A 20,330-nucleotide genomic window follows, 5' to 3' on the forward strand; every position below is an offset into this window, starting at 1 on the left:
ATTTTCCTTATATGGGGGCATGACTGGGGGCACGCAGGGTGCTTGCCCCCTCCCCAGGAGAAATCATGCCCCCAAACCACCTCGAAACCCGCATGGATGCTGGCGATGCAGCCGCTCCCCATGCCCCCAAAAGTCCGGCCCGGCGCGGCATCAGTGATGCAGCCCTTCGCGCTGCCAAGCCCACCAGCAAGCCTTACAAACTCTTTGCAGGCAACGGGCTTTATCTGGAAGTCAAGCCCAATGGAGCCAAGCACTGGCGTTGGAAGTACCGCCTTCTTGGCAAAGAGAACCGCGTAGCCCTCGGGAGCTATCCGAAGCTGCCCCTTCGTGAAGCGAGAGAGGCTATGGAGGCTGCTCGCAAGTTGGTGGAGCAGGGCAAACATCCAGCACAGCAAAAGCGCCTGGATCGCATCAAGCTGGGGTTGGAGCACTCCAATACCTTCGACATCATTGCCCGCGAGTGGGTGAGGCTGCGGGACTGGCAGGACGTCACCAAGTCACGCCGGTTGAACATGCTGGAGCGCGTTGTTTTCCCCCATGTAGGGGCGTTACCTGTTAGCCAAGTGGAACCCGCGCATGTGCTCGATATCTTGAGACGTGCGGACGCAAACAACGGCAATAGTGTGATGTGCGAGGCGAAGCGCACCATGTCTGCCATCTTCGAGTTTGCTGTCTCCACACTCAGAGCCAAGGTTGATCCGGTCTACCCAGTCCGCAAGGCCTTGCCTGCCAACAAGACCCAGCACAAGCGGCCTTTATCTTTCGAGGAAGTGGGAGCACTGCTGAACGCGGTGGAAGGTCACGGCGGCTACTACCAAATCCAGGCCGCATTCTTCCTCATGTGGCTGACTCTGGCCCGCCCATCCGAGGTGATCGAGGCCGAATGGTGCGAGTTCGACTTGGATCAAGCGTTATGGCGCATCCCGGCGCAGAGGATGAAAAAGCGCAAGGAGCACTTGATTCCATTGCCGACCCAAGCCGTCGCATTGCTGCGCAGCCTGTCCACGCTCACGGGGAATCGATGTCATGTCTTCCCCCACCGGGACGACAGGAGAAAACCAATGGTGACGGCATCGTTCAGGCAGATGCTGAAGGCCTTGGGCTGGGCAGGCAAGTTCAGCCCGCATGCCACGCGCACCACAGGTAGCACGCGGCTCAACGAAATGGGCTTTTCCCCGGACTGGATCGAACGTCAGCTAGCCCACGACGAGCCGAACGTTGTGCGCCGTACCTACAACCACGCGGACTACTTCAAGGACCGGGCCACCATGATGCAGCGATGGGCGGACCTGCTGGACGAGGCTCGGATGAAGGCTTGCCGGGCGACTGGGCAATGAGTTTAAACCCAATTCGGGTTAACCGGTTTTGGGATAACCCATTTTGGGTTGGATAGTCGTTCAAATGTCAAACCCTATGCATACGCCCCATTACAGCGTTTTGCGAACTAGATTAGTTGAACTGCGGGAAGCCAAGGGTATTACTCAGGCCGAGGTGGCTGCAAAGTTGGGTAAACCTCAGAGCTATGTATCGAAATATGAACGTGGCGAGCGACGTCTAGACATCATCGAATTGATTGCCGTCGCTAATGCCTTGGGCGTTGACCCCGTACAGCTATTCGCGGAACTGATGAGTCAAAAACCTTTGCTGGATAAATTGGAAAGTGTATTTTACCGAGGAGATATTAAGTGAGTTTGACTAAATGGGGGGTGATGGGCTGTCTTTCAGTGGCGCTCTTGGGTTGCCTGAAACCTTCTGTCCCCGAAGCAAAAGACGTGACAAAGGGGTTGGAGGAGTTCTGGTTGCCTTGCAAGATTGTTCGGCCTGTAGATGTAAAAAAGATCAATGGTGCTGATCGCGGCGATTTTTATCTCATGGCCATCGAGTACAGAGTCGAATTTACTAGTGATTTCGCGAAAGAGGATTTTTGGGGGGCTGAACTCCCAAAAGTGGATTTCAGTAATCTTGACTACCATGAAGGAGTCAAGAAGAACAAAGAGCGTTATGAGTTGACTCAGAAGATCGCAGAAAGAAAGTCTGCTTTTTGGGAGAAGAGTTGCCCTGATGCGGCTATTTGGGAATATATGAATGGTGCGTGGCAAGCTTCACCTGATGGGGCAAGACTTGTTGGGCAGGATCTGAAAAAAGGCGATGGCGTGACAATCCAAGCGGAGTTCAAGATGATTCAATCTGAGAAGGGCTGGATTAGCGTAGTCCGTTGATATAGTGTTAGGGCAGTCGTTGCATATATGTGGTGTATTAATCACTTATGAGGAAGCTATGAATGCGCAAGATTTGTCAGGATATTTCGGAGGATTGTTTACTGTTCGAGATTTCTGTCGCTGGGCAAGTATTGGACGGACATTCGCATACGCAGAGATGAAGGCCGGTCGGCTTTCCGCCCGAAAAGTTGGACGTAGGACGCTGATTCCAATGAACGAAGCAAGGAGATGGTTGTCAACATTGCCTAGCCGCTGAAGAGTCAGTCACAAGAAAAAAAGCCGGTCTGCAGACCGGCTTTTTTTTGCAAGTTTTCATCAAAAACTAGTTTTTTTTCTTTCCGAACGCTACATAAAGTACCCCCCCTCTGAGGCTATCTGCTGCATTCTCTATCTATGGATTTCGGGTTCTGTCCATAGTTTTGTGCAGCTATGGATGTGGCTGAATTTAAGGAAAGGAAAGAAGGTATGAAACTAGTGATTGAAAAAAGTGAGGATATTCAGATCGCAATCAAGGAAATGGCAAATTGGTTGGATGAATATGGTATTCGCTATAGGTATATCCCGCCATCTCAGCTGAAGATAGGTGCTATAAACTTCTGGCCTTCGACCGGGACAATTACTGTTGATGGAGAGCTTCAAAAGAGACCTGTTAAAGGAATTATTGGGTTGTGCTCTGTGATGGAGGAACTTGGGATACGGAGGCGGCGCTAAAGATTGGCCACCATGCGTGGCCAATTTCCACCGAAATTGCGCTAGGGCATTTCTGCCTCTAGGTTGCTCCGTAAGTCATTGATTTAATTGGATATTTTTCATGTAGAAAGCTGAAGATCTGCGATTCTTCTGTGTTCTCGCCCAGTGTCTCAAAGCGCAGAAATGGGTTAAGGGGCTTTGCGGACCTAGTTGACGCTGCTTCTCTGTTGGTGTCTGGCGTAACTTTCCCCTGCGGGTAAAGTTGGATGACATCAAGCTCACCTTTTTCCATCAGTGACTTGAATCTGTGACTGTCCCGCGCGTCTTTATTCAGATTGGCTGAATGTGCAATTCTGCGCATCTCCCGTAGATCCCCCGGATTTTCATATCCGAATTTAACCAAATCCTCAAGGTAGACTTTGTCAACGCTGTTCTTGTGAGAAATCCTGGCGTAGCGGCTAACGCCTTTGCAGAGATATTGAAAACGTAACCATTGTTTGAATAGGTCCATCCTTTTGTCAAATTTGATGTCAAAAGATTTTTCGTTAAACGACGGAAGTTTATTGATTTTATTTAATCGTTTTGTGATATATTCATTGAACTCTGTTGCCAGATGTTCTGGGACGTGTATCAGATAGTGGGTATGAAAACCTACGGCCTTTGAGCGCTCGTTTGAGTATATCCAAAAGAAGGGCTGACTTCTCTTTTTCATCCAGTCTCTCAAGGGATGTAAAAAACTGTCGTGGATCTCTATCTTCTCTCTAGACTGACGCTTTGGCATAACTCCCAGCAGTTCCCAGGAGATTGTCAAATGCACGTTAAGAGTGAAGCCTTTATGGTTGGCAAACGCTACGGCGCTATATTGATCAATGAACTCATCTCTTGAGATATCCCTTGGATTGGCGTACGGGTCATCAATTGATATCTCGGTAATCTGAGACATGCGTATATTTTCGGCAGCGTACACAGATTTCTTCCTTGGCGAATAGCGTTTGATTTGGTGCACGCGAGCGTCAAGATAGAGGGAGGTGCGTAGAAATTCCTGCATAAGAGCACGGTCGTGCAGTTCTTTGCTATCTCCGTGGACCGCGTAGAAGATTTTCGCGGCATCTGATGATCCCAGCCCACGCGGGAAATTCTCATCAGGTCGATAGCCACCGTCGCCACGTTCCAGCCGAGTCCGTGCCTCGTACTCCCCTTCATTGCTGTTGTCGGATTGATAGTCGTCATGCATGTACGCCTCCATTGGCAGTTGATCGAGGCACATATAACGTTTAGAACGAAAAGATTCGACGAGATGGACGAGATTTCGCAAAAAATTTCTTGAAGTTGAGAGTCTGGACTGCGAACTTGGATTTGGGACCGCTGCGCGCTGCCGGACGATGACCGCAGGCAGGCCTAAACAACTAGGCCTGTTCTTGGAATCTGAGCAAGAGGGATCCCCCTCACGCCATCCAAGGACAAACATGTATCAAGACCGACTTCCGCTAGTTCCCCCAGACATCCTCCAGGCGCACATGGTTCATGAACCGGGAGACACCCGGTTCAAGGCCACCACAAGGCTCTTGCAGGCTTTGTGGCGAACAGAGCAGGGCATTCCCATGGGTACCCACACCCCAGCCAATGGGGAGCCCCGCAAGCTGGGTAGCCGCATCGAAGCCAGTTGTGCCAAGCAGGGGGCAAACTTCCTTTCCCCAGCCATCGCCAAGCTGGCTTTCCGCGAGTCCGTTTACCGGGAGATTGGTGCAGTCATTGAGCAGGAGCGCCTATGGACCAACATGCTGTCCAGCCAGCCCCTGTGCTTCAACCTGTTCGGCGATTTGAAGCTCAATCCTGAGAAGGGCAACCAGTTCTTTCGGCACCTTTTTCCTGACTACGTTGCAGAAGTGGAGGGCATCTACTTCGAGCATTCACCAGGGCGAGGGGATGCATCCTTCACTGCGGACAACACAGCCTTTGACGTGTTCGTGACCTGCCGTACCCCCGAGGGTAAGCAAGGCTTTGTTGCCATCGAAGTGAAGTATTCCGAGGCCATGGCCGAGCCCCTGGCAACACTGCGCCCACGCTATGACGAACTGTCCCGAGCTGTGGGCATTTATCGGGAGCCGGAATCCGCGTCGCTCAGAGGCAATCCGATTCAGCAGCTATGGCGGGAGCACATGCTCAGTCGCGCTATGGTGGGCAATGGGCTTTGTGAGTCGGGCCGATTCATCCTGATTTACCCCAAGCAGAACCACCATTGCGATAGCGCAGCCAAGCTTTATCAACGAGAGTGCATCAGTCCTGACCCTGCTGTGTCAGGTTTCCAGGCGGTGACCTTGGAGGCTTGTCTGGCCGCATACAAGGCCATCGGAGATGAAGAGACGGCCCAAGCTCTGCACGGGCGATACCTCGATTTCAGCAAAATCGAAGAAGTTATTTTTGGATAGCGCTTGGCCGTAGATGCATCCAAACCTGTTCTGGGATAACCTGATTCAGGTTGGACAGTGCACGGCATTTTTGACCCTATGCATGCGACGTTTGTGCGCATGCTTCAACACCATTTGCGTAACCTCAACATGACCCCTGAAGAAAAAGCCAAAGTCAAAAAAATAGGAAACTGGATCGCTGGAATCTTCCTGGCGGGCTTCATCATCTCCAATGTGGGCGTGCTCGTTTATCATAAATTGACAGACGTGCCAGAGCCCTCCAAGGCTGAAGTACAAGCGGTTCCTGTTCAGACCACGGCCAGCCCGCAAGAGCCGAAGGCCCTTTATCAGTATGCGGATGCAGGCAACGTCATGACCCTGCTGGATGGGCCTTGCGAACGGGCCTCGATTAAGAAAGACATCGCAGACGAGTCGGCACTCAATCCTGACATCATCAAGGCGTTGTCTTTCAAGGATGACTCCGGGAAGCCGCACCAAGGTTGCTATGCCATCTTGGCCTCATCGGAAGAAGTGGTGTTCACCATCGAAGGGGACAACGCGCAGCGGACCCGCCTAGATCTCTCATACTTCACCCGAACCAGCATTGCAGACCGGCTGGAGCAGAGCATCCTTGAAAACGAATCGAAGGGCGCGCCTGCTGAGAAAATATCCGTTGGGGAGGCCAATCGCCAGAAGGTGCTCAACATGTTCAAGCCTCCGGAAGACGGCAAAGTTCATACGCCCCAAATTGCCTATTCCGGAAGTGAGATCGACCCCTTCAAGGAGAAGGGCCATAGCCTGGAGCCCGTCACCAATAAAGATCAAACCGAGCAGCTTCGCACTGAAGACGGCAAGAAGATTTGGACGCTTCTGACGGTGGCTCCTGACGTTGCTTGCACCAGCCAGAACCGCCAACTGGCTGTTGAACTTGGTCGCAAGCACGGCATTGATTTCGGAGCCGCGAAGTACGCAGAATCGGAGGTCTTCGCGATGGACAAGGGCAACGTTCGCCAGCTTAAAACGATGCCTGCTTGCTATCTCCGTAGCCCCGAGGGCGCTGTACAGGTCTTCTGGCTGGAAGGGGCTGCAACGGTAGCGGTAGACCAGTTCCGATCCAAGTGGAATGTGGCCCTGCTTAACAACTGACCGCCAAGATCGAATAGGAATCAAGGAGGTCAACTTCAGCTAGACTGAACCGAAGCAGGGAGCCCCTGTGTTCGCCAATGTTCACCCGTATCCGATGGATTTGGGGGCATGGCAGGGGGCACCAAGTGAGTAGAGCAGAGACGATAACCAATCAAATCATGCCCTTACAGCAACAATTCCTGTTCAACGTCTGAGGCCTTTGGGGCCTGGCCGTCATGGCCTGCTGCTTTGCAGGTATGCCATGGCGGTCTTTTTTTCTGCGGCGGATGCGCCCCACTGACTGCCGTACATGAATCCTGGCATCGTTTACGCCACGCTGGCCTACCTGTCCTGGGGACTGTTCCCGCTGTATTTCCGGCAACTGACCGACGTGCCAGCGCTGGAAGTGGTGTTGCACCGCACCCTGTGGTCGCTGGTGTTCGTGCTGTGCGTACTGGCGGTGCGCCGGCAATGGGCCTGGGCCCGTGCGGTGTTGCGCCAGCCGCGGGTGCTGGGGGCCTTTGCGGTCTCGGCGCTGTTGCTGTCGGCCAACTGGCTGACCTATGTCTGGGCAGTGAACAACGGTCATGTGGTGGATGCCAGCCTGGGTTATTTCATTCTGCCGCTGGTCAGCGTGGCCTTGGGATTCTTCTTTTTGCGCGAGCGCCCGCGTCCGGGCCAGTGGCTGGCGGTGGCGGTGGCCGCCGCCGGGGTGCTGTGGCTGACGGTGCAGGCGGGCCGCTTGCCCTGGATCGCGCTGGTATTGGCACTGACTTTTGGTTTTTATGGCCTGCTGCGCAAGGTGGCCGTGCTGGGGGCGCTGGAAGGGCTGGCTCTGGAGACTGTGCTGCTGGCCCCGCTGGCCGCCATCGGCCTGGGCGTTTGGGCCTGGCAGGGCCAGGGGGTGCTGGTGCAGGGGAGTTCTGCCGCCTTGGGTTGGCTGGTTCTTGCCGGGCCGATCACCGCCATTCCCCTGCTGCTGTTTGCCGCGGGCGCACGGCGGATTCCCCTGGCCACGATGGGCATCCTGCAGTATTTGTCGCCCAGCCTGCAGTTTGCACTGGGTGTATGGCTGTTCCATGAGCCGTTCGAGCTGTCCCGTCTGGCCGGTTTCATGCTGATCTGGGCGGCTTTGCTGGTGTACTCGCTGGAAGGCTGGTGGGCCCGCGCACGTCCGGCCTTGTGATGCATCAGCCCGCGGTCCGTGCGTTGCGTGGCTACTGGTAAATACGGGGAGGGATGGGGGCGGTTCTCCTTATGATGCCGTGTCCAGCGTGGGCAGACGCTTCGCAGAGCGTTCTGACAAGGGTTTGATTGCAGGGTGTTTGCGCAGTGGTTTGGTGGGGGCGCGGCACACAAAGCGCCTTTTCGGTACGGATACCATTCTCCGGTGAGCGGTTTTTGGGTCGCGATGTAACAAATAGTGTATACAGCGGGCCGCGCTACCGTTTCCGGTACGACCTTCTTCCTTCTTACAACCGACGGTGTTCTCTCCACTCCATGTGCCATGGCTGCAGCCTCACTTTTGACCATGATTTTTAAAAGCGGGAAACCGCAGTTCTCTGCGTCAGAGGCCTTTCCATTCACCGATGCGAGCATGGACTTCGACGATTCGTCGGCCGTGGTCTTGCAGGACGCGCGCCGCAGGGCCGATGCGGGCATGGCGGGCGGGCGGCGAACCAATGCACAGAAATGGCTGATCGCCCTGTCGCTGGTCGGCCTGTATCTGGCGGCCGCGGTGGTTTTTCATGCGTTGGACATGGTGCAGTCGCGCACGCTGTATGTGCTGTCGGGCCTGATCGTTGGTCTCTCGCTGGTGTTCCTGGGTGCCTTCAAGTCGGGCCTGCACATGCGGGCGCAGGAGAAGCGGCTCAAACTCCCCATTGTGGTGTGCGCCCTGGCATGCATGTTGCTGGTTGTGTACCTGGAACCGGCCACGCAGATCTTGCTGGCGCCATTCAGTTTTGTGACCATGGCTTATGGCATGTACCGCATTCCGCGCAACACGGCGTTTCTGGTGGCATGGGCCCTGCTGTCGGGTTATGCGGTGGTGATTGCGTTGCATTACACGGCGCAGCAGAACGATGCATTGCTGCGGCTCGAAGTGATGCATTTCGTGGCACTGGCCGTGTCGCTGCCCAGCTTTATCTACCTGGTGGGCAAGGTGCAGATGCTGCAGCGCATCCTGCACCGGGCCAGCCGCAAGATCAAGAACATCCAGGAAGATGCGCAGCGCGACACGCTGCTGGGGTGTTTTAACCGCCGCTACATCGTCGCGGCGCTGGAGGAGCAGAAGCAACTGGCCGATGAAACCGGCATTCCCCTGTGCCTGGCCGTGGTCGACCTGGACCATTTCAAGCGCATCAACGACGAACTGGGGCACCTGGGTGGTGATGAGGTATTGCGCAGTTTTGCCCGCGTGGCGCAGGAAAATGTGCGGGCTGGTGATATTTTTGGCCGCTACGGGGGCGAGGAGTTTTTGCTCATCTTCCCGGCCACTTCGCTGCTGCCCGCGCTCAACACCTGCGAGCGCATCCGTGCGCAGGTCGAGGCGCACCCCTGGACGGGCCTGCTCAAGTGCCGGGTGTCGGTGTCCATTGGCGTTACGCAGTACATCCCGGGCGAGTCGGTGCTGGAGTTCTTCTCGCGCTCCGATACCGCCATGTACATGGCCAAGGAAGGCGGACGCAACCAGGTGGTCGTCGAAGAGCCAGTGGCCAAGGGCGATCCGTCCGTCACTGTGGAGCTGCTGGGCGAAGACCCCGACGCCCAGGACGACGAAGGCTCGGTGATCACTGCCGTGCGACACGGTCAGCGGTTGGTCTCGAGAGTTTGAGTGTTTTTCGATTCTGGCGCTTTACTGGTAAGCGCTTGAAGCTCTATTTTTGATAGCAAATGCAGTGCTGCCCAGAGAGGCGCGATCCTCTTTCGGCTTCTTGATCGGGGCGGTTGACACTGGTCAAGCAGCGGGCACACTCGAAGACCATGCTGTTGTCTTTCCCGGCGCCTGCCGCTGCTTCCCATGCCGTCCCTCTCCATGACACCCGTTCCCCGGAACCATCGGGCGCAGGGGGTGGTGGTCTACCTCTTCCGGGGCTGGACGATGGAGTGCGTATTCTTCTGCGGGCGAGCCGGCCATGTTGACGGGCAGTTTTGATGCGGCCGAAGCCTTGGTGCGCCAACTGCAGAGCCAACCGCAGGCGTTTGGCCATGCCGCAGAGGCCGTGGAGTGCATCGAGACCCATATCTCCTGGCTGCTGCTGGCGGGCGATTTTGTCTACAAGTTCAAGAAACCGCTGAAGCTCGATTTTCTGGACTTCAGTACCACCGCACTGCGCCGTGCTGCCTGTCTGGAAGAGTTGCGCATCAACCGCCGCACGGCCCCCGACCTGTACCTTGGGCTGGTGGCAGTGCAGCAGCAGCACGGCGCGCTGCGTGTATTGCCTGCCGATCAGGCCCCTGCTGGGGCCGAGCCCGCGGTGCGCATGCGCCGGTTTGCGCAAGACATGCTGCTCAGCCATGTGCTGGAGCAGCAGCGCTTGCAGCCCGCGCACATCGACGCTCTGGCGCGCCACGTGTCGCAGTTCCAGAGCGGGGCTGCCGTGGCGCAGCCAGGGCAGGGCTTTGGCGACGCACGCGCCGTGTGCAGCCCGGTGCACGACTGTCTGCAGGCCTTGCAGAGCCAGGAGGAAGCCGGTGACTGTGCGCAGCCCTCCCCGTTGCCACGGTTGGCGCAGTGGTGCGCCGCGCAAGGGGCCGCTCTGGCGCCTGTGTTCGATGCGCGCTTGCATGCGGGCCGGGTGCGCGAGTGCCATGGCGATCTGCACCTTGCCAACCTGGTGCTGACCGACGCCGGGCCGCAGTTGTTCGATGCCATCGAGTTCAATCCGGCGCTGCGCTGGATCGACTGCGTGGCCGATATTGCTTTTCTCGTGATGGACCTGGAGGCGCGGGGCCGCTCTGATTTGGCGTGGCGTTTTCTCAATGCCTGGTTGGAACACACCGGCGACTACGATGGCTTGCGCGTGCTGCGCTACTACTGCGTCTACCGCGCCCTGGTGCGCGCCCGGGTCGCGGGCATGCGCAGGGCACAGGCGGATGGGGCGGCGCGGGCTGCCAGTGCGCTGGAGCGCCAGCGCTACCTGGAACTGGCGGCGCGCAGCATCCAGCCTCAGCCTGCCGCGTTGTGGCTGGCCCATGGGTTCTCGGGGGCGGGTAAGAGCACGCAATCACAGGGGTTGATCGAGCAGCGCGGCGTGGTGCGTGTACGTGCCGATGTGGAGCGCAAGCGCCTGTTTGGTCTGCTCGCCCATGCGTCGAGCGCGGTGGTGTCGGGCGGCATCTATACCCGCGAGGCTTCGCAGCGCACCCATGACCGGCTGGCGCAGGTGGCCCGTACTGCGCTGGGAGCCGAATACACCGTGCTGGTCGATTCCACTTTTCTGAACGCCGCCCTGCGGGCACGCTTTATCGCCCTGGCCGATGCCCTGCAGGCGCCGTGCCGCATTCTGTCGTTCGAAGCGCCGCTGGACGTGCTGCGTGCGCGGGTGCAGGCGCGCCAGCAGGCGGGAGGCGATGCCTCCGAGGCGGGGCTGGAGGTGCTGGAATCTCAGTGGGCGGCTGCACGGCCGTTGTCGGCGCAAGAGGAAGCACGGACCGTGCATGTGGATACCACGCGGCCTGTGGACTGGGATGTCTTGTTGCCGCGCGAAGAGGTTACAGAGCCACCTGGCCTGGCATCATGTGCAGCAACACCGTTGTCATGACCAGGTAGCGCAAAAATTTTCCTACAGCCATGTAGGCCAGGCAGGGCCAGAACGGCAGTTGGAGCCAGCCGGCCACGGCGCACAGCGGGTCGCCCACCACGGGCAGCCAACTCATCAGGCAGGCCTTGGCCCCGAAGCGCCGCAACCAGGCGATGGCGCGTGCATCCTTGTGGTAGCCACGGGCGCGGTCCACGGCTTTGTGGGCTGCCAGCCCTATCCACCAACTGACGCCGCCCCCCAGCGTGTTGCCCAAGGTCGCCACCATGACGGCGGGCCAGAACAGGTCTGGGTTGAGTTTGATGAGCCCGAACACCGCCGGTTCAGACCCCAGCGGCAGCAGCGTGGCCGACACAAAGGACACCACAAAAACCGTGCCCAGGCCGAACTGGGGCAGGGCCAGCCATTCGAGTAGCAGATGCATCCAGGTTTCCATGCCAGCCAGTGTAGGGGCCCTGCACGCTGGTTTGGCGGCCTGGTGGCGTTGTCCTACAGCATGGTGCGCCATGCACGCATGCCGTGGCACGGGTTGCTTTTGTATCGTGGATCTACCGCAACCCAGACGGAAAGCAACCCGGAGGAATCCCATGGCCATCGCTTCAACACGGCACCCCTATGAGCAGCTCTCTCGCTCTGCCTCGGGCATCGGCAACACGCACTGGTGGTTGATGGCCGCAGCACTCGTGTTTTCGGCATGGGCGCACAACACCCATGCGGTGGTGCTGCACACGCACATCGGTGCGCCACACTGTGCCGATGTGCCGACCGCGCCCGCGGCTTTGGCACACATCGCGCAAGATCTGCAGGTCCAGGGCCTGGCCCTGGATGCCTGCTGCGAAGCCCGCAGTGGTGGCTGGATTGTGCGGGTGCGGGTGATGGACGGCATGAAAGCCCGCCAGACCGTGCGCGGGCCGCTTGCAGACGGAGAAGATGTCGACATGGGCACACCATCCGGCGTGGTTCTGGCGGGCGCGTCGGGTGGTGCGGACGGTTTTGCACCCGATGTGCAGCACAACCGCCAGTGGCTGAGGACGCTCATGGCGCAATACCGGTTTGAGAATTCAGCCGATGCGTGGTGGCTGTTTGTGCAGCAGGGCACCCTGCCACCGGCAAAGGCAGGCAAGGATTTCGCCGCACGCTGAGGCGGCGCGCGGCGGCAGGGAGAACAAAGGGTTGTGGGTGGTTCGCCATTTCAGTTGCTGAAATTTTGAGCAGGTACAATCCTGCCTCCTTTTTCAGCAATTGCGGCGCCCCGAAACCCTCATGTACATCGGCCACATTCCTTTGGCGAACCGTTTGTTCGTGGCCCCGATGGCGGGCGTCACGGACCGGCCGTTTCGGCAGTTGTGCAAGCAGCTCGGTGCGGGTTACGCGGTGAGCGAGATGGTTACCTCGCGCAAGGATTTGTGGAACACCCTCAAGACCTCGCGCCGCGCCAACCACGCCGGGGAGCCGGGGCCGATTGCCGTGCAGATCGCCGGCACCGATGCACCCATGATGGCCGAGGCCGCGGTCTACAACATAGAGCGCGGCGCGCAGATCATCGACATCAACATGGGCTGCCCGGCCAAGAAGGTCTGCAACAAGTGGGCGGGCTCCGCCCTGATGCAGAACGAAGCACTGGCCGTGCAGATTGCCGCCGCCGTGGTGCAGGCCTGCGCGCCTTTCAACGTGCCGGTCACGCTCAAGATGCGCACGGGCTGGTGCCAGCAGCACAAGAATGCCGTGGCGCTGGCCCGGCAGTTTGAAGGCGTGGGCATCCAGATGCTGACGGTGCACGGCCGCACGCGCGAGCAGGGCTACAAAGGTTTTGCCGAATACGACACCATTGCCGCTGTGAAGGCGGCAGTGCAGGTTCCGGTGGTCGCCAATGGCGACATCGCCACGCCCGAGAAGGCACGCGACGTGCTGGCCGCTACGGGGGCCGACGCCCTCATGATCGGCCGTGCCGCCCAGGGCCGCCCCTGGATTTTTCGCGAGGTGGGCCACTTTCTGGCCACGGGCGAACACCTGGCCCCGCCGCTGGTGGCCGAGGTGCGCCGCCTGTTGCTGGACCACCTGCACGACCACTACAGCCTGTACGGCGAGCAAACCGGGGTGCGCAGTGCGCGCAAGCACATTGCCTGGTACCTGCGCGCGCTGCCGGGCGGCGAGGCCTTGCGCCAACAAATCAATACGACAGAAGACTGCGCCACGCAGTGGCAGGCTGTGGCCGACTACCTGGATGCCCTGGGGCAACAGATGGACCGGCTGCCGCACGCCACCGGTGTGGACGCGAACCCACAAGAACAAGAGGGAATGGCTGCATGAGCAAGAAACATATTGAAGAATGCGTGCGGGAGAGCCTGCAGGGCTACTTTCGCGACCTGGGCGGCGAGACCCCTGACGGCATGTACGACATGCTAGTGCGCGTGGTGGAAAAGCCGCTGCTGGAGGTGGTGATGGAAGAAGCATCCCACAACCAGTCGCGCGCCGCCGAATGGCTGGGCCTGAACCGCAACACCCTGCGCAAGAAACTGGCGCTGCACAAGCTGCTTTGAGCATCTGTTGATTGCTATTTAATTTGTAGCTACTTGCGCTTGTTTGATAAGCGCTAGAGCCTGTTTTTATTCAAACTACCGCACCATTGCCATGAACGCACTCCTCTCCGTCTCCGACAAGACCGGCATCGTCGACTTTGCCAAAGCCCTGCACGCCCTGGGCATCCGGCTGCTGTCTACCGGCGGCACAGCCCAGCTACTGGCCAAAGAAGGCCTGCCCGTGACCGAGGTGGCCGAAGTCACCCAGTTTCCTGAAATGCTGGACGGCCGCGTCAAGACGCTGCACCCCAAGGTGCACGGCGGCCTGCTGGCCCGCCGCGAACTGCCAGAACACATGGCAGCCCTGAAGGCACACGGCATCGACACCATTGACCTGTTGGTGGTCAACCTCTACCCGTTTGAATCGACCGTGGCCAAGGCGGGTTGCACGCTGGCGGATGCCATCGAGAACATCGACATCGGCGGCCCTGCCATGGTGCGCAGCGCCGCCAAGAACTGGAAGGACGTGGGCGTACTGACCGACGCCTCGCAATACCCCGCCGTGCTGGAGGAGCTGAAAGCGAACGGAAAGCTGTCCGACAAGCTGCGTTTTGCGCTGTCCGTCGCTGCGTTCAACCGCATTGCGCAGTACGACGGTGCCATCAGCGACTATCTGTCTTCCGTCACGTTCGAAGAAGAAAAACTGTCGGAAACTTATGTGCCGCAGCGCGCGATGTTCCCTGGCCAAAGCAATGGCATCTTCACCAAGGTGCAGGACCTGCGCTACGGTGAAAACAGCCACCAGCAGGCCGCGCTGTACCGCGACTTGTACCCGGCGCCCGGCTCGCTCGTCACGGGCGTGCAACTGCAGGGCAAGGAACTTTCCTACAACAACATTGCCGACGCCGATGCGGCGTGGGAGTGCGTCAAGAGCTTTGAAGCCGCCGCCTGCGTGATCGTCAAACACGCCAACCCCTGCGGCGTGGCGGTGGCGCTGGATGCAGCGTCGGCCTATGCCAAGGCCTTTCAGACCGACCCCACCAGCGCGTTTGGCGGCATCATCGCCTTCAACCGCGCGGTGGACGGGGCAGCTGCTGCGCAGATCAGCAAGCAATTCGTCGAAGTGCTGATGGCGCCGGATTTCACTGCCGAGGCACTGGAAATTTTCAAATCGAAGGCCAATGTGCGTTTGCTCAAGATCGCCTTGCCCAAGCACGGTGGCACGACTTCTTGGGAGCGCGGCCGCAATGCCATGGATGCCAAGCGCATTGGCTCGGGCCTGCTGCTGCAGACGGCCGACAACCATGAGCTTTCGCTCATGGATCTGCGTGTGGTGACGAAAAAGCAGCCCACGCTGAGCGAAATGGAAGACCTGCTGTTCGCCTGGAAGGTGGCCAAGTACGTCAAGAGCAATGCCATCATTTTTTGCAAGGGCGGTATGACCATGGGCGTGGGCGCCGGTCAGATGAGCCGCCTCGACTCGGCGCGTATCGCCAGCATCAAGGCGCAGCATGCCAACCTGAGCCTGGTGGGTACCGTGGTGGCGAGCGATGCCTTCTTCCCCTTCCGCGATGGCCTGGACGTGGTGGTGGACGCCGGTGCCAGCTGCGTCATCCAGCCCGGGGGCAGCATGCGCGACCAGGAAGTGATTGATGCCGCCGATGAGCGCGGTGTCTCCATGGTGTTTTCGGGCGTGCGTCACTTCAGGCATTGAGCCATTGGGGCCGACAACAAAAAAGCGGCCTCGGCCGCTTTTTTGTTGTCGGGCAGGACTCTTTAAGCGCCCGTGGCTTTCTTGCTGGCCAGAATCTGCGTGATTTCCTCATCCTTGGCCTGCCACAGTTCATTGATCCAGGCTTGTACGGGTGCGCGCGGTGCTGGTTCACCGTTGGCCGGCAATGCCTGGGGGGGAATGCTGCGCAGTTGGGCGCGCACCACCACCTCGGGGATACGGCCGCAGAGGGCGTCGGTGAATGTGGGGGCGCCCTGGGGGTAGACGATAGTGACGTCGAGATAACCGGTAAAGGCATCGCCCAGGGTTTCCAGCGCCATGCTCAGGCTGCCCACTTTGGGTTTGAGCAGGTGGCGGTAGGGCGATTTTTGCTGTGCGTGCTTGGCTGGGGTGAAGCGCGTGCCTTCGACAAAACTCATCACCGAGGTGGGTACCAGGCGGAATTTTTCACAGGCCTTGCGCCCTGCGGCGAGGTCGGCCCGGGCGCTGGCGCCGCCTTTGCGCTGCATGAAGGGAAAGTCGAGCGCCCACCAGGCCAGGCCGATCACGGGCACATAAATCAGTTCTTTCTTGGTAAAGAACTTGAGCATGGGGATGCGGCGGTTGAAGACGCGCTGCAACACCAGGATGTCCACCCAGGTCTGGTGGTTGCTGGCGACCAGGAACCAGCCTTGGGGGTCAAGCCCTTCAATGCCTGTGACATCCCAGCGAACCGGGTTGACGGTGTCCAGCCAGAAGGTGTTGATGTCCATCCACAGTGCTGCGATGCCCATCAGAGCGCGGTCGCACACATGGCGCACCGCCGTGACCGGCAGGATGAGCTTGGCCAGGGCGAACGGGATCATCGAGCTGCACAGCACCAGGGTGTTGATCACCAGGATCAGCGTGGCAAACAGGAACTTCAACGCAGCGAGCATGGGCAGGGCAGTGGGGGTTGCGAAGACAGAACTATAAACTTGAAGTATTTTTGGCTTCTAACGCTTATCCAGTAAGCGCAGAAAGCTATATTTTTGATAGTGTTTTGAACACTTCGCGGGCGGCCGCCACGGTGGTCTCGATGTCGCTGGCTGTGTGCGCCCCGCTCACAAAACCGGCTTCATACAGCGCCGGCGCAATGTATACGCCCCGGTCGAGCAGGCCGTGGAACAGGGTGTTGAAGCGTGCGTTGTCGGTCCTGAGCACCTGGGCGTAGTTTTGTGGCAGCTCGGGCAGCAGGAAGAAACCGAACATGCCGCCTTCACAGTCAGCGCTGAACGGAACGCCCTCGGCGGCGGCAGCGGCTTTTAGGCCGGTGACCAGCGAGTGCGTCGAGGCGGACAGCGCGTCGAAGAAACCGGGTTTGCGGATTTCGCGCAGCGTCGCCAGGCCACAGGCGGTGGCCACCGGGTTGCCCGACAACGTACCGGCCTGGTACACCGCACCCAGCGGTGCGAGGTGTTCCATGATGGCGCGCGGGCCACCAAAGGCGGCCAGCGGCATGCCACCGCCAATCACCTTGCCCAGCACGGTGATGTCCGGTTTGAAACCGGGAATGCTCTTGGCGTACACGCTTTGCGCGCTGCCCAGCGCCACGCGAAAGCCCGTCATCACCTCATCGAGCACCAGCAAGGCGCCGTACTCGGTGCACAGTTCGCGGCAGCGGCGCATGAAAGGCACGCTGGCACGCACCAGGTTCATGTTGCCCGCGATGGGCTCGATCATCACGCAGGCCAGCTCCTTGCCGTGCAGGGCAAACGCTTCTTCGAGCTGTGCTACGTTGTTGTATTCGAGTACCAAGGTGTGCTGCACCACCTCGGCGGGCACACCCGCGCTGGTGGCATTGCCAAACGTGGCCAGGCCCGAGCCTGCCTTGACCAGCAGCGCATCGGCGTGCCCGTGGTAGCAGCCCTCGAACTTGATGAACTTGCTGCGGCCCGTGGCGCCGCGCGCCAGGCGGATGGCACTCATGCCGGCCTCGGTGCCCGAGCTGACAAGGCGCACCATCTCCATTGAGGGCACCAGGCTGAGGATTTCCTCGGCCAGTTCCACCTCGCGCTCGGTCGGCGCGCCAAACGAGAAGCCTTCAAGCGCTGCCTTTTGCACGGCTTCGAGCACGGCCGGGTGGCCGTGGCCCAGGATCATGGGGCCCCAGGAGCCGATGTAGTCAATGAAACGCTGGTCGTTCGCGTCCCAGAAGTACGCGCCCTGGGCGCGCTTGACGAAGCGTGGCGTGCCGCCTACGGCCTTGAACGCGCGCACGGGAGAGTTCACGCCGCCGGGAATTACGGCTTTGGCGCGTTCGAAGAGGGGAAGGTTGAGGTCAGTGTTTGATGTCATGGGGAGGAAGCCCGAAGCCTTCAAGGCTGGGTGGTTCGGTGGGGTCGGGGGTGTCATCGTCGCTGTCGTCGGGCTCGGCCCAGAACATGCGGTCGGGGATGACATGGCCCATGCCGGGACGAAAACCTCCGTCCAGGCAATGGTCGAGATAGGCCAGGGCTTCGTTGCAGGCCTCGGTGAGGTCCGTGCCGCAAGCCAGCAGGGCGGCCAGCGCCGCCGACAAGGTGTCGCCTGCGCCGGCAAAGGTGGCGTCGAAAAGCTCGAACCGGCTCGAAGAAAGCACGGTCTCGGGCGATGCCAGGGCGTTTTCAATGAACTGCTCGGGCAGGGGGATGCCTGTCACCAGTGTGTAGGGCGCGCCCATCTCGGCGGCTGCCGCAGCGATGTCGCGCGGGCCCGGATTTTTGTCGCTGCTCCAATCGGGAAGGAGCCAGCGCCACAAGGTGCTGTGGTTTCCAACCAACACGGTGGTTTGCGGCAGCAAAAGCTCGCGAAAGGCATCCAGGTACTGGTCAATCAGGTCATCCTGCCACCAGGAAAGGTTGGGCATGTAGCTGACTACGGGCAGGTCGGGGTAGTCCGCCGTCAACTCGGCAATGGCGCTGATGTTTTCGGGCCCTCCCACAAACCCTACTTTGATTACCTGCACCGGTAGATCTTCCAGTGCTGCCCGTGCCTGGTCGGTGACAGCCTCGTCGTCCATGGAGAAATGGTCGAAAACCTCAGCGGTATCACGTATGTAGGCCCCCGTGACGACAGCCACCGGGTGCCCGCCCACCGATGCCACCGTAGTGATGTCGGCCGTCAAACCACCGGCTCCGCTTGGGTCGCTGGCATTGAACACCATCACGCAGGCCGGGTTGGCCTGGGACTCGGCGCTGGGGGGCAGGCCGTCATCAGGGAGGGGGGAAGGCGGCTGGAGTGGCATGGGCCCGTTGCGGTGTGTGGGGTGGCGCAAAAGCGGCAACCAGCACAGGTGTCTGGATACAATCGTTGCATTCTATGTGAAGGCCCCTTAAGCTGTGACCGACTCATTGACTTGGATGTGTTTGCTTTGTGGTTGGATCTATGACGAGGCCCGGGGTTCACCGGAGTACGGCATTCCACCCGGTACGCCATGGGATCAGGTTCCTGCCGATTGGACCTGCCCCGAATGTGGCGCAGGCAAGAGTGTTTTCGAGATGGTCCAGATCTGAAACGCAGCCTATGACTGCGTTGTTTATTTTTCCCATCGGGAGCAGTGACAATTGACTACAACCGGCGCATCTTTCAAAGTTCTCGTCGTGGATGACAGCAACACCATCCGACGCAGCGCGGAAATTTTCCTAAAACAGGGCGGACATGAGGTTTTATTGGCGGACGATGGATTTGATGCGCTGGCCAAGGTCAACGATTACCATCCGCAGCTGATCTTCTGTGACATCCTCATGCCCAAGCTCGATGGCTATCAGACGGTAGCTATCATCAAGCGCAATGCCCGTTTCGCCGATACGCCGGTGGTGATGCTTTCCTCCAAGGACGGCGTTTTTGACAAGGCGCGTGGGCGCATGGTGGGGTGCCAGGAATATCTCACCAAACCTTTTACCAAAGACCAACTGTTGCAGGCTGTGCAGCAATTTGGCAATCCTGATCAAGGAGCGATGTAATGGCTATTCAGAAAGTACTGGTCGTGGATGATTCCAAGACTGAATTGATGTTCCTGACGGACCTGCTGCAGAAAAAAGGCATGCAGGTGCGAACGGCTGAAAATGCCGAAGAAGCCTTTCGCCGCTTGGCGGAAGAAAAACCCGATCTGATTCTCATGGATGTGGTGATGCCAGGCCAGAATGGCTTTCAGCTGACCCGCGCCATTTCGCGTGACCCGCTCTATGCCGACGTGCCGATCATCATGTGCACCAGCAAGAACCAGGAGACCGATCGTGTATGGGGCATGCGCCAGGGCGCGCGTGGCTACATCACCAAGCCGGTCGATGCAGCGGAGCTGCAAGCCAAGATTGATGCTTTGAACTGAAGGTCCGGCATCTTCTATGGCCAATCGCGAAGCACTTAGAGAGCTCCAGGTACGTCTCGCCAGCCGTCTGCAAGCGGCAAGGACGGAGGGTTTGTCGGTTTCTTCCTGGCTGGCCGTAGAGTCCGCCGGGAAATATTACCTTTTGCCTCTCGGGCATGCAGGCGAAATTTTTCCGTGGACTGTGGTGCAGCATGTGCCATACACCCAGAAATGGTTTATGGGGGTAGCCAACCTGCGCGGTGGCCTCACGGGCGTGGTGGATCTGGCTGGCTTGATGGGCGATGCGCCGATGCGCACCGATCAGGCGCTGTCCGAGACCAGTCTGCTGGCATTCAATGCCGCACTGGAGGTGAATGCCGCTTTGCTGGTCGATCGACTGGCGGGGCTGCGCGGCACGGACGCCTTTGTTTCTTCCGAGTCGCCGGCCGAGGATGCTCCAGTTTTTTTTGGTACGACCTATATCGATTCCGACGGTAAGCGCTGGCAGGAGCTCAATTTGCAGGCCCTGTCTCAACACACCGCATTTTTGAGCATCAGTGCTTGAGTT

At 59.1% G+C, this 20,330-nt stretch carries 22 protein-coding genes; 17 read left to right on the forward strand and 5 right to left on the reverse strand.

Going from position 1 to position 20,330, the window contains the following annotated elements; translation table 11 throughout:
- Window positions 1-65: 65 nt before the first annotated feature.
- From C8D04_RS18335 to C8D04_RS18355, 4 genes are all read left to right on the forward strand, one after another.
- The gene (locus C8D04_RS18335; protein ID WP_233521058.1) at window positions 66-1,337 is read left to right on the forward strand and encodes a tyrosine-type recombinase/integrase; all 1,272 of its coding nucleotides are present in this window, start codon (window positions 66-68) and stop codon (window positions 1,335-1,337) included.
- A gap of 76 nt (window positions 1,338-1,413) precedes the next feature.
- Window positions 1,414-1,689 carry a helix-turn-helix transcriptional regulator gene (locus C8D04_RS18340; protein ID WP_116002993.1) on the forward strand — a complete coding sequence of 92 codons (276 nt, stop codon included), beginning with the start codon at window positions 1,414-1,416 and terminating at the stop codon, window positions 1,687-1,689.
- The gene (locus C8D04_RS18345) at window positions 1,686-2,219 is read left to right on the forward strand and encodes a hypothetical protein (protein WP_133243657.1); all 534 of its coding nucleotides are present in this window, start codon (window positions 1,686-1,688) and stop codon (window positions 2,217-2,219) included. Before C8D04_RS18340 ends, C8D04_RS18345 begins: the two co-directional genes overlap by 4 nt.
- Before the next feature lie 465 nt (window positions 2,220-2,684).
- The gene (locus C8D04_RS18355) at window positions 2,685-2,930 is read left to right on the forward strand and encodes a hypothetical protein (protein WP_133243658.1); all 246 of its coding nucleotides are present in this window, start codon (window positions 2,685-2,687) and stop codon (window positions 2,928-2,930) included.
- Between the two features lie 58 nt (window positions 2,931-2,988).
- Here C8D04_RS18355 and C8D04_RS18360 read toward each other — a convergent pair whose 3' ends face one another.
- Window positions 2,989-4,143 (reverse strand): hypothetical protein, encoded by a 1,155-nt coding sequence (locus C8D04_RS18360; RefSeq protein WP_133243659.1) that lies wholly within the window; start codon window positions 4,141-4,143, stop codon window positions 2,989-2,991.
- A gap of 283 nt (window positions 4,144-4,426) precedes the next feature.
- Here C8D04_RS18360 and C8D04_RS18365 point away from each other — a divergent pair, with 283 nt between their 5' ends.
- The 5 genes from C8D04_RS18365 to C8D04_RS18385 all read left to right on the forward strand — a co-directional run bounded on the left by C8D04_RS18365 (window position 4,427) and on the right by C8D04_RS18385 (window position 11,208).
- Window positions 4,427-5,338 (forward strand): hypothetical protein, encoded by a 912-nt coding sequence (locus C8D04_RS18365; RefSeq protein WP_347708428.1) that lies wholly within the window; start codon window positions 4,427-4,429, stop codon window positions 5,336-5,338.
- Window positions 5,339-5,467: 129 nt separating this feature from the next.
- The gene (locus tag C8D04_RS18370; protein WP_133243660.1) at window positions 5,468-6,463 is read left to right on the forward strand and encodes a hypothetical protein; all 996 of its coding nucleotides are present in this window, start codon (window positions 5,468-5,470) and stop codon (window positions 6,461-6,463) included.
- Between the two features lie 289 nt (window positions 6,464-6,752).
- The gene (rarD, locus tag C8D04_RS18375) at window positions 6,753-7,628 is read left to right on the forward strand and encodes an EamA family transporter RarD (protein ID WP_116002999.1); all 876 of its coding nucleotides are present in this window, start codon (window positions 6,753-6,755) and stop codon (window positions 7,626-7,628) included.
- A gap of 411 nt (window positions 7,629-8,039) precedes the next feature.
- On the forward strand, window positions 8,040-9,278 hold the full coding sequence (locus C8D04_RS18380; RefSeq protein WP_243405770.1) for a diguanylate cyclase: 1,239 nt from the start codon (window positions 8,040-8,042) through the stop codon (window positions 9,276-9,278).
- Between the two features lie 301 nt (window positions 9,279-9,579).
- Window positions 9,580-11,208 carry a bifunctional aminoglycoside phosphotransferase/ATP-binding protein gene (locus C8D04_RS18385; protein WP_116003001.1) on the forward strand — a complete coding sequence of 543 codons (1,629 nt, stop codon included), beginning with the start codon at window positions 9,580-9,582 and terminating at the stop codon, window positions 11,206-11,208.
- Here C8D04_RS18385 and C8D04_RS18390 read toward each other — a convergent pair.
- Window positions 11,159-11,629, reverse strand: a complete 471-nt coding sequence (locus C8D04_RS18390) for a YqaA family protein (protein ID WP_199563029.1) — start codon at window positions 11,627-11,629, stop codon at window positions 11,159-11,161. The genes C8D04_RS18385 and C8D04_RS18390 overlap by 50 nt on opposite strands.
- A gap of 163 nt (window positions 11,630-11,792) precedes the next feature.
- Here C8D04_RS18390 and C8D04_RS18395 point away from each other — a divergent pair, with 163 nt between their 5' ends.
- The 4 genes from C8D04_RS18395 (at window position 11,793) to purH (ending at window position 15,438) form a co-directional block, all read left to right on the forward strand.
- The gene (locus C8D04_RS18395) at window positions 11,793-12,347 is read left to right on the forward strand and encodes a D-Ala-D-Ala dipeptidase (protein WP_116003003.1); all 555 of its coding nucleotides are present in this window, start codon (window positions 11,793-11,795) and stop codon (window positions 12,345-12,347) included.
- Between the two features lie 121 nt (window positions 12,348-12,468).
- Window positions 12,469-13,515, forward strand: coding sequence for a tRNA dihydrouridine synthase DusB (dusB, locus tag C8D04_RS18400; RefSeq protein ID WP_116003004.1), 1,047 nt, complete (start codon window positions 12,469-12,471; stop codon window positions 13,513-13,515).
- A complete protein-coding gene (locus C8D04_RS18405; protein WP_116003005.1) occupies window positions 13,512-13,745 on the forward strand; it encodes a Fis family transcriptional regulator in 234 nt (77 codons plus the stop codon). The genes dusB and C8D04_RS18405 overlap by 4 nt, the downstream gene beginning before the upstream one ends.
- A 91-nt stretch (window positions 13,746-13,836) precedes the next feature.
- Window positions 13,837-15,438 carry a bifunctional phosphoribosylaminoimidazolecarboxamide formyltransferase/IMP cyclohydrolase gene (gene purH, locus C8D04_RS18410; RefSeq protein ID WP_116003006.1) on the forward strand — a complete coding sequence of 534 codons (1,602 nt, stop codon included), beginning with the start codon at window positions 13,837-13,839 and terminating at the stop codon, window positions 15,436-15,438.
- Between the two features lie 62 nt (window positions 15,439-15,500).
- Here the strand turns inward: purH and C8D04_RS18415 are convergent, their stop codons facing one another.
- The 3 genes from C8D04_RS18415 to C8D04_RS18425 form a co-directional block, all read right to left on the reverse strand.
- The gene (locus C8D04_RS18415) at window positions 15,501-16,373 is read right to left on the reverse strand and encodes an acyltransferase (RefSeq protein WP_116003007.1); all 873 of its coding nucleotides are present in this window, start codon (window positions 16,371-16,373) and stop codon (window positions 15,501-15,503) included.
- An 85-nt stretch (window positions 16,374-16,458) separates the two neighbouring features.
- A complete protein-coding gene (hemL, locus tag C8D04_RS18420; protein WP_116003008.1) occupies window positions 16,459-17,772 on the reverse strand; it encodes a glutamate-1-semialdehyde 2,1-aminomutase in 1,314 nt (437 codons plus the stop codon).
- Entirely contained in the window at window positions 17,756-18,700 is a 945-nt protein-coding gene (locus C8D04_RS18425) for a bifunctional hydroxymethylpyrimidine kinase/phosphomethylpyrimidine kinase (protein WP_116003009.1), read from the reverse strand. The genes hemL and C8D04_RS18425 overlap by 17 nt, the downstream gene beginning before the upstream one ends.
- Before the next feature lie 115 nt (window positions 18,701-18,815).
- Between C8D04_RS18425 and C8D04_RS18430 the strand changes: the two genes are divergently transcribed.
- Genes C8D04_RS18430 through C8D04_RS18445 form a run of 4 tightly spaced genes read left to right on the forward strand, consistent with a single transcriptional unit; the run spans window position 18,816 to window position 20,327 of the window.
- Complete coding sequence (locus C8D04_RS18430) at window positions 18,816-18,968, forward strand: rubredoxin (protein WP_116003010.1); 153 nt, start codon at window positions 18,816-18,818, stop codon at window positions 18,966-18,968.
- A 51-nt stretch (window positions 18,969-19,019) separates the two neighbouring features.
- Window positions 19,020-19,418 carry a response regulator gene (locus tag C8D04_RS18435; protein ID WP_116003011.1) on the forward strand — a complete coding sequence of 133 codons (399 nt, stop codon included), beginning with the start codon at window positions 19,020-19,022 and terminating at the stop codon, window positions 19,416-19,418.
- On the forward strand, window positions 19,418-19,783 hold the full coding sequence (locus C8D04_RS18440; RefSeq protein WP_116003012.1) for a response regulator: 366 nt from the start codon (window positions 19,418-19,420) through the stop codon (window positions 19,781-19,783). Before C8D04_RS18435 ends, C8D04_RS18440 begins: the two co-directional genes overlap by 1 nt.
- Before the next feature lie 16 nt (window positions 19,784-19,799).
- Window positions 19,800-20,327: a chemotaxis protein CheW gene (locus tag C8D04_RS18445; RefSeq protein ID WP_116003013.1), complete on the forward strand. Its 528-nt coding sequence runs from the start codon at window positions 19,800-19,802 to the stop codon at window positions 20,325-20,327.
- Window positions 20,328-20,330 lie beyond the last annotated feature (3 nt).

Origin of the sequence: Simplicispira sp. 125 (assembly GCF_003096555.1) — a bacterium.
Taxonomy (GTDB): domain Bacteria; phylum Pseudomonadota; class Gammaproteobacteria; order Burkholderiales; family Burkholderiaceae_C; genus Simplicispira.